Below are 11,468 nucleotides of genomic sequence, written 5' to 3' on the forward strand. Positions count from 1 at the left end.
TTGGTGGCGAGGTGATCATGTTAGTGTTTATGATTCTGGAGCCCGCGAACAAATTGCTAAATTAGCAGATATTATAGATGGCAACAGCGCTCTAGAACTTTGGGAAAGAGCATGTGCTACTAAATGGAATAAAGCACCTGTTTGGATCCATGGTGATTATGCCGTTGGCAATATACTCATCAAAGATAATAAATTATCAGGTGTGATTGATTTTGGTGGAACTGCTATAGGCGATCCCGCTTGTGATCTTGTCATTGCTTGGACTTACTTAAGCAGTAGAGCACGATATATCTTTGCAGCTGAAATGCGCTTAGATAATGATACATGGCTTAGAGCACGTGCCTGGGTACTGTGGAAAGCGACATTTGAGCTTTGCAATATTGCAGATAAAAATAGTCCAGAGGCTTTGTTTCAGAAAAAGATTATTGATGAGGTAATAAATTATTAACATTAAATACTAAGATTAAATTTATGAAATTACCAATAGTGCTGAAACCCTTGATTTACAAGGGATTGTGGAATCTCTAATTAACGATTTAAAAATCGGTCACCCCTCTGTAAGCTAGATATAGCAATGATTCCAGCTATGGTCGCAGAAATCCCGTACCTTACTGAATAGAACTCCTATATGGCATAAGTTTAGCAGAGAATTTTTTATCATCAATTGCTCCACCAAAACCAGATATTTCTATATATTTCCCTTTCTTGTATACGAAACCATAGCCATTGCTATATTTACCAACCGCTTTTCTTTCAAATTCAACATCTTTGTTTTCTGGTGTTAATATGGGGCATGAATTATGATGAACAAGTGTTGTAGATACATCTTTAGAATTTCTACATATTGATAAAGCATGTCTGTATAAATGATCATGATTTATAAGATTATTTTTAATGTAGTAATTATTCCATACTTCATCAGAAGAAAAATAATACTTAATTTTTTTGGTCTCATCTATGATAAACAAAGAAAAGAATACCAAGCCACATTCTTTTTTAAGTCTAAAAAACTCAGCATCTATTTCATGATTATCACCAAGAAAATATCTTACAAAAGTATAAGAGTCATAACAACGATGAATCATTGCTTTATGATTGATAACTTTCTCTTTTGGAGATAATAAAATTATTTTAGACATTTTTTACATCAAGAAAGATTTATATTATTTATTATATAGCATTATAAAAACTAATAAATTTTAAAAATTGATACATATTAGGTCTAATTTCCTTTCTTTGCTTCATATCCCAAAATCCTTGTTCTAGAACAACAAATTTAGATCTAAAGTCTTTGAACTTTTCTATATCAACACAAGAAAGATTCTCTAATTGTTCTTTTACATCTCTAGAAAGCTCAAATAAACCGCCACCACTGCTAATACTTAAATAATTTGATATCTCATCAGAGTTATCATTAATAAACTTTTCTATAGCTTCATATTCAGCAAGTAACGCTGCTTTTCTTTCTTTTTCTTGTTGTTCTCTTATTAGAAGTTGTTCTCTTTCAAATTCGACTTGAGATTGTAATTCTTTATTTTCTAATGTTCCAATGAAAAAAGCTGCTGGAGTAGTCTTGATTGAATCACTATCTATTGCTTGTTTAGTAACCTCTATAGCCTCGTTAATAGCATCAATAGAATAAGACTCTTCAATTTCTACCACTTTTTTAGCTCTAATACCCCAAGATGTTAAAATCGCTTCAAAGTATGAGTCTTCATTGCTATCAGAGATTTCAAAACCAAACAGATTATTACTCTTATCATCATTATCAGTCTCATTAGTTATTAGTGCTTTATCTTTGTAGTCAAAATCAAATCTTATTTTACTATAAGCCCTACCTTCTTTAATTAAATCATAAGAAATAATCATATCTGTATAATCATTTATTTCTTTTGTAATTACATCCAACACTCTTAATCTAAAAAGATTAATATCTTTATATTTATTTTTCAGGGATAGTTTTTCTTTAAACTCTTCTATACTAATATCTTCTCTACTTAATTTTTCTTTATATGAAATATCTTTTATTATTTTAAGAAATAAATACGTATAGATTGAGTAACTACTTTTTAATCTAACAATGTTTTCAAAAGAAATTTTAGAATATTTAACAAATGCTATTAATCTTTCTAATGCATACTCATTAACTTCTAATGTTACTTCTCCATTTTGAGATGAGTAAGATATTTTTTTAAACCAAGATATACTTTCACCAGAATCTGCATCATCTTCAAATGGATGAGGTGTGTGAATTACTTTAGATACTAATTTTTTTCTGACATTGTTTATTTCTCTTGAGGCATTATCTTTTCTAATACCAGTAGCCTTTATAAACTCATCTTTTGATATTTTATAAACATTAGGTATCTTTTTGATAGCTTCATAAAGAGCTTCATTATTACTAAAATCTGGGATATATAATTTATATTTATCCATTTTAGAAAACATTAGTAATACGGTCTTAACCTCATTTGAAGTCCAGTTATGTTCAGATTTTATACTGGCAAATAAAGAAGTTATATAAAATGATTTTTCCACTATGTTATTCATTAACTCATCCTAATAATATAAATCTTATCAAAAATCACTAAAACATACAAATATTTTTTTGTATGTTTTTAGGTGATTAGTTAGTCATTTTGTATGTTTTTCTAGTCATTTTGTATGTTTTTCTAGTCATTTTGTATGTTTTTCTAGTCATTTTGTATGTTTTAATCTCTTGAAAAGCTTATATATCAATACTTTAATGTTTTCCTAATATTTAATTGTTTAATATATAAATAAACAAACAATGAGCATTTTAAAAAATGCTTGTCTGTTTTTCTGTTTTTCTGGTTTTCATGATTATATACAAATAACGCATTGGTTTAAATTAGCAGTAAGCAAGAACTATTAATAATGAAAATATTGTTATAGCCATCTCTTTATGAATCCACTTGCTTTAAATGATGAAGGAGACTATTTATGTAAGTTATTTAATTTTTCTAATTCCTTTTCTAAATCATAACTACTGTAATAATGCAATAAGTCTAATGCAGCTAAAGTATCAGCTTTGGAGGTATGTGCTTCTCCTTGAAAAGCTAGATTAGATGCAATCATTGCATTATAGAGAGCAAACCGCCCTTTATAATTATTTCTTGGAGCATAAAAGCTAGCTGATAATTGCATAATGCAATGGTGAGATAGTATATTTGTATCTAAAATATAGTTATGCTCTTCTAATGAACATTCTAACGCTAAAAAGTCAAAACTAGTATTGTATGATGTTAATTTTCTACCATTTAATTTCGATAGTAGCTCACTATAAACGTCAATAAATTTGCGAGCGTTATATATGTCTTCTTTGGATATACCATGAACATCATAAGCACCATCTTCTATCTCTTTTTTTGTAAAAACATTAGTATCAATCAAAACTTCTTTAGATTTTGAACTGATAGCAGTTATCTGTAATATATGTGGACTTGATAAGCCAGTTGTCTCTGTATCAAAGACAATAACATCTTCTTCTATCAAGTTAGCAGCTATTTTTTTAACTCTACTCCTGTATATATCTAATTTTTTTATTTCATTTAAAGCTTTATTTTTATCTAATGCAATTTGCATTCTATTTGTAGCTTGTATTTGAGCCTCACTACGCAGTTTTTTTGTATGCTTACGCATTGGCTTTACTTGATCACTAGAATAAAGCTTATACTCTTGCTTGTATGAATTGACTTTAGTTGTTGTATAAACGTCCTCATCAATTGGTTTCATTCTGAATAGCTCTTTCCATGCTGATTTAGAGTACAATCTATCCATTATATTTTCCATTCTTAATTTTGTAATAAGTTCTCTGAGAAATATTATTATCTTTGAGTATTTGAGATACAGTTTTAGTTTTTGAGTCTTCTAAAACTTTCTCAATAATTTCGGCAGTAACTTTTCTAGGTCTGCCAAATTTCTTTCCGTCTTTTTGAGCTCTTTGAATACCCTCTTTTTGTCTTTCTTTTCTAATTTCATTTTCAAATTCTGCTACAGAAGCTAATATTTGAAAAGTAAGTTTTCCATAAATAGACGTTGTGTCTATGTTTTGGTCTAATACTACTAAATTAACTTTTTTAGATTGTAGATGTTCTACAATTTTACCCAAATGAAGAGCACTACGAGCCATTCTATCAAGTTTTGTGACTACAAGAGTATCATCACTATCTCTGACATAATCTAAGCATTTAATAAGCTCTGGTCTATTTTGATCTACTCCTGATATTTTTTCTTGATAGATTTTAGTGCAACCATAAGCTTTCAGTTTCTCAATTTGAATATCTAACTTTTGTCCAATGCTAGATACTCTTGCATATCCAACTTTAGCCATTTTTAGATTCCTCTATTATGTTATCTGCCATTACATCTAGCAAGTCATCCAACCATAGTAACTTTATCATGTCTTTTATTTTCTCTTTTGAAAACTGCTCTTCTTTTTGAAGAGAAGTTGCTTTATTAGTTATATTCAAAATAACCTTTTGAACACTATTAAGTGAACTATCCATACTGTAGCTTATTTTCAATATGTTTAAGACTCTCTCATAATTATCTAAGGTTGGGCTGGCTTCTCCTTTAAACCATTTATTAATAGCTGTAGTTGAAACTCCAAGATCTTCGGCTAATTGTTTTTGCGTAATACCTTGTTTTTTCACTTCTTCTTTAATTTGTTGCATTGAAATCATACTTATTCACTCATTATTTCTATTACTTTTTTATCTATACAACTAAGCATAAACTCTGTCATTTCAGCATGATTATGGGACTCATAAAAATTTAACATTTTTTGATTAAACTCTAACTGTCTCTTAGCTGGAACATTGATAACAGGATATCCATGTAGTAATAAGTTACCATTCATTACAAACCTTCCCATTCTCTTATTAACATCATAAAAGAACTGGTATCTAGCCATTTCTAAAAAGATGAATATAGACTGATTATAGATATCTTTTATCTTTTTTGATTGATCTATCATTAAATTAAAACATTCATCAAGCTCACGAGCTTTGGGTGGTAAGTAATCCGTTCCTGCGATAGTTACACCACCACTTCTAAAACAGCCCCACTCTAAGGCTTCATTTCTACCTGCTAAGTCATGTAGAGAGATGATGTAGTCTTTAGTAAGTTGAAATTTATCATTTTCTACATCTACAAATATTTTTTTCCATGTGTTTGACTGATTAAGAGTTATCTCTTGATCATGTAGCTTATGACCCCCTACAGTGATTCCATCAAGCAGTGTTTGAACTTCAGGTAAAGTGAAATTTATACCCTCAAGATTAACAGCATCATATACTAGTTCTGCTAAAGAACGTTTTGCTAGCATTAATGCAATTTTTTTATTTGGTTTTATATTAAACATTATACTAATATTTAAAGACTAAGTATAAATATATTATACCCTATATTTGTATAATGTTTTATACATAATATTTATAATTGGATACAAAAGTATACTTTTTGGTAACGATTAATTGATATAAATTATTTGAAAATGTCCATGACAAAAAATTTTATTTTTTTGTCATTACTTAAAGATCCTTGATTTTCATATTAACCACATCAATATCTAAAAACTTCTCATTTTTAGCATACCATTCAATCATTTTTGGTTTTACATATTTGTTATCAATCCCTCACAACTAACAGTTATATCCTATCACCATATGGTAAAGACTTAATATAATCTTCCATAAATTGCCAGTCAGGGATATATCCTTCATTAGAAAATACTTTATTTTTATCAAACACAAAATCTTTACCACGCTTCTTAACTGGTAGCTTGACTGTAAAGTCTTTCCTAATATGAGAGTTTAATTCTCGTCCAAATGCCAAATATTTAATTTTGCATTCATTACGAATTAGAGAAGAAATAAATAGTTTAGAATGTAATGAGAGAGGTTCTTTTTCTTGTAAAACTGCAACATTTTGAGCAGTATAAAATGGTTGTCGCTGCACAAAACATGAGCCTAAAAAGCTTCCCCCTAAAGATACTGACATTGATCCCTCTGGAAATGGTTTTTCTCCATCAATTCTATCCACAACGCTTACAACACCATTACCATTACTATCACGAGATACATAGTTAATTATTGGGTCAAAATCTGTCGTTTTGTTAGCGTCTATTCCATTCCCCATTACAATATTAAACAGCCGATGAAGGTAAAATTCTTTCCAATCATCAGCTTTAATAATTACTTCATTATTTGCATTTTTCGTATTTAAAGAGTTTCCTATAGAGTTTTTGTTATTATTTTGTTGAATATTTTTTATAAAATCTTCCATAAATTTGAAATTAGGTACAAACCCTTTTTTATTAAACATTTTCTTTTTGTCAATTATAGGATTTTGATTTTCATCTAATAAAACTGGAAGTTTTACAATTATTTTTTTACTATCACCAACTCGGCACTGCCTTCCATATGTCCATCTATAATTTTCAGAAAAATTTATTATGGATGTAATGAATATTCCAATTTCAGAATTCATATTAAACTTTGTTGCTCTAAAAACATTTACATCGCTTGAGGCACAAAAATCCTCAATTTGATAAAAAGCTATACATCCAACTTTTCCTGTTGTTATTGCATTACCTTTAAAATCTGCTTGCAAATTTATTCTTTTTGCAATTCCATTATTATTTGCAGAAGCTGTAATATAAGGTGTTGAACCATCTTGATATTCCTCTTTGCTATGATATTTTCCTGGAGTAATATCGAAAATATCATTTAGACGGAAATCTTCCCAAGTATTTGTTTTAAGCATTTTCTCCACCATCTTTTATAATGTATGAGTAGTAATTCCTTATAGTTTTTTCAAAATCACTAGATTTTAAATTGCTATAATCAGTTTCCATATACGCTTCGGCTAACCACTCGTCCTTCCAACTAACTTTTTTCATCACAGACAGACCAGCAACTTCCTTTCTATTTTTATATAAATTAAGCCATAATTCTTCTGTCTTAGTCCATAAACTATTACCTTTTTTATCAGACATTTCTACTCTTCCTAGTCCTTTTCTCTTAGTGAACTTATCATCACGATAATATCCGAAGAAGGTTTCTTTATTAGCTTTTTCGTGTTTTTGAGACAGGTCGAAAACCATACAGACTGCTACTGCTGCAGCACCTGGATAAAATATTTCGATTGGCAAAGAAAAGACTGCTTCTAAAGTATAATTATCAAGCATTTTTTTCTTAAATTCTTTGACATCATTGCTTGTTCCAATTGCTGCTTGCATTGGAAGTAGAACAGCGATTTTCGCTAAAGGTGAAACGTGTCTTGCTACCCATTCAACAAAGTGAAAGCCTTTTGATGGATCTTCTTTTTTATTAGCACTCCAACTTTTCGTGTACTCTTCATTGCAAAATTTCTTTGTAGCGTTATATGGCGGATTCATAAGAACTACATTAATATTACCATCTTCAATCCACTGACCTCTATTAAATAATGAGTCTTGGACTACATTTGAGTTTCCGTCTCCGTGAATTAACATATTCGTAGATGATAATCCAAATGCTCCTGCTTCATATTCGATTCCAAATATTTGCTCATGTTTTACTTTTTCTCGTTCATCTTCGCTTTCGCAATCATCCATTGCATCTGTCATCGCTCTAACAAGAAAAGCACCACTACCACAACAAGGATCTAGCACCCGCGAATGTCTATTAACACCTACAACTTTACTCATGAAGCTGCATATATGATCTGGTGTAAAAGCTTGATTCTTATCTGATTTCCCTACGTACTTATTAAATGTTGTAAAAAATAGATTTAGTAAATCCTGTCCAGCTGTATTTTTATCATTAATGTAAGGCACTATGTTGCTGTCTATAAACTTTAAAATATCAGTTAATTCTTTGTAGGTAAGGCTCTGTACATCCTGATCATCTAAAACTTTATTATTAAGAATAGCTAACTTACTAGCTTTGTTTATACTTCCACTTTTTGTTAATAATCCCTCTAAAATATTTTTGATATTATTAATTACTACTGCTTCTTCCTTTAAAAGTTTGCCTGTTTTTGGATTTATTGTTTCTCTTATATTTTCATACACCAAACCATTTTTTAAAGCTAAAAGGCAAGTTCCAACAAATTGACTTCTTAACTTTTCGCTTATACCGTCTGAGTGTAGCTTTTCATTAAGTGTTTTTATAGAATCTATTACTTTGATTTTGTCATTAACTTTACCAAAGCATATTTCCTCATACTCTTCAAAAGTTTTTATTTTAGTTTCTCCAATAATTTTATGTGCATCATCTATAATTACCGATTGACCATACCAAACCCAAACTTCATCGCCTTCTGTTTCAGCAAGAATTGCTACGATTCTCTTGTCTGAATATGCTTTTTCAAAACGAACATAATCTTGTAGTTGTTTTTGAATTTTAGATTTATCCCATTTACTAAACTTGTTTTTAGTTTCTACTAATATCGCAAGCCTTTCATTCTCGAACCGTATATCTAAATAGTGATGATTTTTACTTGTACTCCCTTTTTGATAGTTCTTAATGTCTTTGTCGATAGATTTAAGTGCGGATGGATAACTAAATTCTCCTGATTCTGTATTTCCAATATGAAATTGAAACCCAATTTTTTCTATTATTTCAAATCTATTCATAATCTTCAGCCTATTTAAATATCTATTTTTATAATTTAAGTTGCTTTAATATATCTTATTTCAACTCAATAATTTCTTTAGTAAGTCTTATAGTTTCTCTTGCAAGCATACATAAATGCTTCCTTGTCATTTTTTATTAGTTATTGCGACTTTAAATCAGTTCAACTTGCTCATCTGCAATATAAGCATCTTTTACTGATATATGTAGTTTTATATTTGTCTTTATTTTTGTACCTTGCTTAATTTGTCCACTTTCTATCTTTTCAGCAAAGTCATCATTCCAAACTTCAAAATCTACTGTGTCTAGTACTTTACCTTTATTTTTTGGATTTATATCAATGGATTTTGGAGCTACATACTCGTTGGTCTTTTTTATTAATTTAGCTCGTATCCACCACCTTTTAGGTCTACGATCACTTTTAATTATATTTAGGACTTTCATTTCGCCATCAAAGTTAGGTAGTGGTTTATTAAGATCTATTAAAAAACCATGCGTTCTTAAGAAACTCATTCTCATTGGTGCTAGCCGCACACTATCTTCAAATGATTGAGCTAATTCCTGTTTTTGTTCTTCTGTCAAGTTGTCTTGAAAACTTATATTGTTTTTCATATTTATACCTTTTAATCTTATTTAATTTAAATAACTTAAATAATTTAAGTAAGTTATTTAAATCTAGTAACAATTGCTTCAAACGCATCATTATCTAAGCTGCTTAAATAACGAGTTGCTATTTTAACAATATCAGAATTAGATGTTTTGCTTGTTGTGCTTTTTATGGATAGAGTTTCTATAAGCTGCTTTGTTTCTTCATCTAACGAAAATGTAACACGCTTATATTTCTTTTTTTCCTCTTTGACTGGTGTATCGTTACCAGTAACATGATCGCTGTCTGCTGAGTTAATAAATTCTTCTACACTTGGTTTTCTATTTTGTCTGTTTTTTAATTTCATATTTGTTCCTTTAAATAAATTATTTAATTTAAATAACTTAAATACATTAAATAAATTATGTATTTTATTTAACTTATTTAAATGTATAAATCTCTTCTACAACTTTTTTAATTTCTTTAGCTGCTTTATCGTTGTTTACCTCGACAACGCCTTTGCCTAAATATGCAGTATCTCTATAGACTTTACGATCGCTGGTGTAGGATTCTAATAAATGAAATTCAGGGAACTCTTTTAAATATCTTTCTGCTTGTATTCTCTCATCAATTAAGTGATGAGTAGGACACATTGAGAACATAACAAATGTTTTTAAGTTCTCATTTATTGTTTTAGCAGTTTCTACAATCTCTGCTTGATTTTCAAGAGTATCTAAATCGTATTGAGAAGGTCTAACTGGAATTAGTAAGCAGTCGGCTACTAGCATACCAGTACGCTGTTCTTTTGAATCTCTACCAGCACAATCAATTATTATGTAATCGTACTTTTTTTTGAGGTCTTTTATCGCTTGAGATATATTATCAGCTACTTTAACCGAAGGGATGTTTAAAAGCTCTTCATCACTTTCTAATCTATATTGGACCCATGACGTCGTAGAGTTTTGTTTGTCGGAATCTACCAATATAACATCTTTGCCTAAATGTTTTAGATAGCAAGCAATATTGGTTGCTATTGTTGTTTTGCCAGCTCCACCTTTTTGACCACCAACCAAAAGTATCATCATCATCTCCTTTATTTAAATTACATCAGTTAAATAAATTACATATATTACGCAAGTTATTTAAGTTATGTAATAATTATCTCATGTTGGCACTATTATTTCAATAACTTATTTAAATTATTTAACTTACATAAATTATTTAAATATAATTGATTTATTTTTTTAAACATATATAATATATATATTATATATATGTGATTTTAAATAATGATCTTTAGGTGGAATTTAGAGAAAAACCTTAAACTTATTAACGAAAGAGGGATTTCTTTTGATGCTATTCAAGAAGCAATTGAGAATGATGGTTTGATAAAGGTTGTTAAGCAAGCTAGAGATGAATATAAGCATCAGATAATAATGCTTGTCGTTATAGATGATTATGTTTGGGAAGTTCCGAGTATAGTATTGCAAGAAAACCCTAAAATTATTTATTTTGTGACAGCTTATAAAAGTAGAAAAGCAACTAAGCTTTGGAGGAACGAAAAATGAGAAAAGATTTTACTTTAGATGAAATTGAAAGATTAGAAAAAGAGTTTGAAGCAAATAGGGATAGTTTTGAGCCAATATCGACATCTGAGCTTATGGAATTTAAAAAAGAGATAGCAGAAAGTGCAAAGCAAAGACAGATAAGTCTTAAAATAACAAATTCTGATCTGGAAAGTGTTAAGGCTAGAGCATCTGAAAAAGGACTTAAGTATCAATCTGTTATTAAGGCTCTTATACATCAGTATGCAACAGGAAAAATCACAATTTAAATAAGTTATGTAAATTATGTAATTTCAGCAACTTGTGTAATTAAATAAAAAAGTTCTTCATGGAACGAATTATGATCCAGTTAAAATTTGATTTCAAAGAAATACACAAAAGAAAAATAGGGCGACCTTCTGAGATATCGGAAGAACTAGTTTTTGCTGTGATTGATGATATTAAAAAACAATCAAAAAATAAAAAGTTAACAAATAAAAAAATCATAGAAAAACATAAAATATCTGAAAGAACTTTCTATCGCATAAAAGCTGGCGATAAAAAGTATTTGACCTCCGGCCGGGATTCTGTCAAAAAAGGGTCATGCATGTATTTAGATAGTTATTTAGTACCATAAATAAAATTTACAATTTCATTATAAAAAACTTTTGGTTGGTCTACAGAAACTGTATGTTT

At 29.3% G+C, this 11,468-nt stretch carries 15 protein-coding genes; 4 read left to right on the top strand and 11 right to left on the bottom strand.

From position 1 onward, the window contains the following. Positions 1 to 448, top strand: a 448-nt coding sequence (locus tag F3D59_RS09450) for a phosphotransferase (RefSeq protein WP_150464697.1), incomplete at its 5' end; no start/stop codon positions are given. 160 nt (positions 449 to 608) lie between these two features. Here F3D59_RS09450 and F3D59_RS09455 read toward each other — a convergent pair. The 11 genes from F3D59_RS09455 to F3D59_RS09505 form a co-directional block, all read right to left on the bottom strand. Beyond that, the gene (locus F3D59_RS09455; RefSeq protein WP_150464698.1) at positions 609 to 1,139 is read right to left on the bottom strand and encodes a hypothetical protein; all 531 of its coding nucleotides are present in this window, start codon (positions 1,137 to 1,139) and stop codon (positions 609 to 611) included. Between the two features lie 31 nt (positions 1,140 to 1,170). After that, positions 1,171 to 2,550, bottom strand: coding sequence for a replication initiation protein (locus F3D59_RS09460; RefSeq protein ID WP_150464699.1), 1,380 nt, complete (start codon positions 2,548 to 2,550; stop codon positions 1,171 to 1,173). A 408-nt stretch (positions 2,551 to 2,958) separates the two neighbouring features. Further along, positions 2,959 to 3,801, bottom strand: a complete 843-nt coding sequence (locus F3D59_RS09465; RefSeq protein WP_191092472.1) for a 3'-5' exonuclease — start codon at positions 3,799 to 3,801, stop codon at positions 2,959 to 2,961. Further along, positions 3,794 to 4,354, bottom strand: a complete 561-nt coding sequence (locus F3D59_RS09470) for a recombinase family protein (RefSeq protein ID WP_150464701.1) — start codon at positions 4,352 to 4,354, stop codon at positions 3,794 to 3,796. The genes F3D59_RS09465 and F3D59_RS09470 overlap by 8 nt, the downstream gene beginning before the upstream one ends. Then, complete coding sequence (locus F3D59_RS09475; RefSeq protein WP_191092473.1) at positions 4,347 to 4,697, bottom strand: helix-turn-helix domain-containing protein; 351 nt, start codon at positions 4,695 to 4,697, stop codon at positions 4,347 to 4,349. Before F3D59_RS09475 ends, F3D59_RS09470 begins: the two co-directional genes overlap by 8 nt. 11 nt (positions 4,698 to 4,708) lie before the next feature. Beyond that, positions 4,709 to 5,386, bottom strand: coding sequence for a Fic family protein (locus F3D59_RS09480; protein WP_150464703.1), 678 nt, complete (start codon positions 5,384 to 5,386; stop codon positions 4,709 to 4,711). A 287-nt stretch (positions 5,387 to 5,673) separates the two neighbouring features. Beyond that, complete coding sequence (locus F3D59_RS09485) at positions 5,674 to 6,789, bottom strand: restriction endonuclease subunit S (protein ID WP_224721189.1); 1,116 nt, start codon at positions 6,787 to 6,789, stop codon at positions 5,674 to 5,676. Then, positions 6,782 to 8,644, bottom strand: coding sequence for a class I SAM-dependent DNA methyltransferase (locus F3D59_RS09490; protein ID WP_150464705.1), 1,863 nt, complete (start codon positions 8,642 to 8,644; stop codon positions 6,782 to 6,784). Before F3D59_RS09490 ends, F3D59_RS09485 begins: the two co-directional genes overlap by 8 nt. 151 nt (positions 8,645 to 8,795) lie before the next feature. Continuing rightward, positions 8,796 to 9,254, bottom strand: a complete 459-nt coding sequence (locus F3D59_RS09495; RefSeq protein WP_150464706.1) for a hypothetical protein — start codon at positions 9,252 to 9,254, stop codon at positions 8,796 to 8,798. A 53-nt stretch (positions 9,255 to 9,307) separates the two neighbouring features. Continuing rightward, complete coding sequence (locus tag F3D59_RS09500) at positions 9,308 to 9,595, bottom strand: hypothetical protein (protein ID WP_150464707.1); 288 nt, start codon at positions 9,593 to 9,595, stop codon at positions 9,308 to 9,310. Between the two features lie 73 nt (positions 9,596 to 9,668). Then, the gene (locus F3D59_RS09505; RefSeq protein ID WP_191092474.1) at positions 9,669 to 10,313 is read right to left on the bottom strand and encodes an AAA family ATPase; all 645 of its coding nucleotides are present in this window, start codon (positions 10,311 to 10,313) and stop codon (positions 9,669 to 9,671) included. Between the two features lie 204 nt (positions 10,314 to 10,517). Here F3D59_RS09505 and F3D59_RS09510 point away from each other — a divergent pair, with 204 nt between their 5' ends. From F3D59_RS09510 to F3D59_RS09520, 3 genes are all read left to right on the top strand, one after another. Next, the gene (locus F3D59_RS09510) at positions 10,518 to 10,796 is read left to right on the top strand and encodes a toxin (protein ID WP_150464709.1); all 279 of its coding nucleotides are present in this window, start codon (positions 10,518 to 10,520) and stop codon (positions 10,794 to 10,796) included. Beyond that, positions 10,793 to 11,062, top strand: coding sequence for a CopG family antitoxin (locus tag F3D59_RS09515; RefSeq protein WP_150464710.1), 270 nt, complete (start codon positions 10,793 to 10,795; stop codon positions 11,060 to 11,062). The genes F3D59_RS09510 and F3D59_RS09515 overlap by 4 nt, the downstream gene beginning before the upstream one ends. Positions 11,063 to 11,133: 71 nt before the next feature. After that, a complete protein-coding gene (locus F3D59_RS09520; protein WP_150464711.1) occupies positions 11,134 to 11,409 on the top strand; it encodes a hypothetical protein in 276 nt (91 codons plus the stop codon). Positions 11,410 to 11,468: the final 59 nt, after the last annotated feature.

The sequence above is a fragment of the Francisella sp. XLW-1 genome (assembly GCF_008711455.1).
Classification (GTDB): domain Bacteria; phylum Pseudomonadota; class Gammaproteobacteria; order Francisellales; family Francisellaceae; genus Francisella; species Francisella salimarina.

Bases quoted from the DNA above. Each gene is read 5' to 3' on its own strand.
- F3D59_RS09470 (WP_150464701.1), bottom strand. From the start codon at position 4,354: ATGGCTAAAGTTGGATATGCAAGAGTATCTAGCATTGGACAAAAGTTA.
- F3D59_RS09490 (WP_150464705.1), bottom strand. From the start codon at position 8,644: ATGAATAGATTTGAAATAATAGAAAAAATTGGGTTTCAATTTCATATT.
- F3D59_RS09495 (WP_150464706.1), bottom strand. From the start codon at position 9,254: ATGAAAAACAATATAAGTTTTCAAGACAACTTGACAGAAGAACAAAAA.
- F3D59_RS09465 (WP_191092472.1), bottom strand. From the start codon at position 3,801: ATGGATAGATTGTACTCTAAATCAGCATGGAAAGAGCTATTCAGAATG.
- F3D59_RS09500 (WP_150464707.1), bottom strand. From the start codon at position 9,595: ATGAAATTAAAAAACAGACAAAATAGAAAACCAAGTGTAGAAGAATTT.
- F3D59_RS09510 (WP_150464709.1), top strand. From the start codon at position 10,518: ATGATCTTTAGGTGGAATTTAGAGAAAAACCTTAAACTTATTAACGAA.
- F3D59_RS09520 (WP_150464711.1), top strand. From the start codon at position 11,134: ATGATCCAGTTAAAATTTGATTTCAAAGAAATACACAAAAGAAAAATA.
- F3D59_RS09505 (WP_191092474.1), bottom strand. From the start codon at position 10,313: ATGATGATACTTTTGGTTGGTGGTCAAAAAGGTGGAGCTGGCAAAACA.
- F3D59_RS09480 (WP_150464703.1), bottom strand. From the start codon at position 5,386: ATGTTTAATATAAAACCAAATAAAAAAATTGCATTAATGCTAGCAAAA.
- F3D59_RS09460 (WP_150464699.1), bottom strand. From the start codon at position 2,550: ATGAATAACATAGTGGAAAAATCATTTTATATAACTTCTTTATTTGCC.
- F3D59_RS09485 (WP_224721189.1), bottom strand. From the start codon at position 6,789: ATGCTTAAAACAAATACTTGGGAAGATTTCCGTCTAAATGATATTTTC.
- F3D59_RS09475 (WP_191092473.1), bottom strand. From the start codon at position 4,697: ATGCAACAAATTAAAGAAGAAGTGAAAAAACAAGGTATTACGCAAAAA.
- F3D59_RS09515 (WP_150464710.1), top strand. From the start codon at position 10,793: ATGAGAAAAGATTTTACTTTAGATGAAATTGAAAGATTAGAAAAAGAG.
- F3D59_RS09455 (WP_150464698.1), bottom strand. From the start codon at position 1,139: ATGTCTAAAATAATTTTATTATCTCCAAAAGAGAAAGTTATCAATCAT.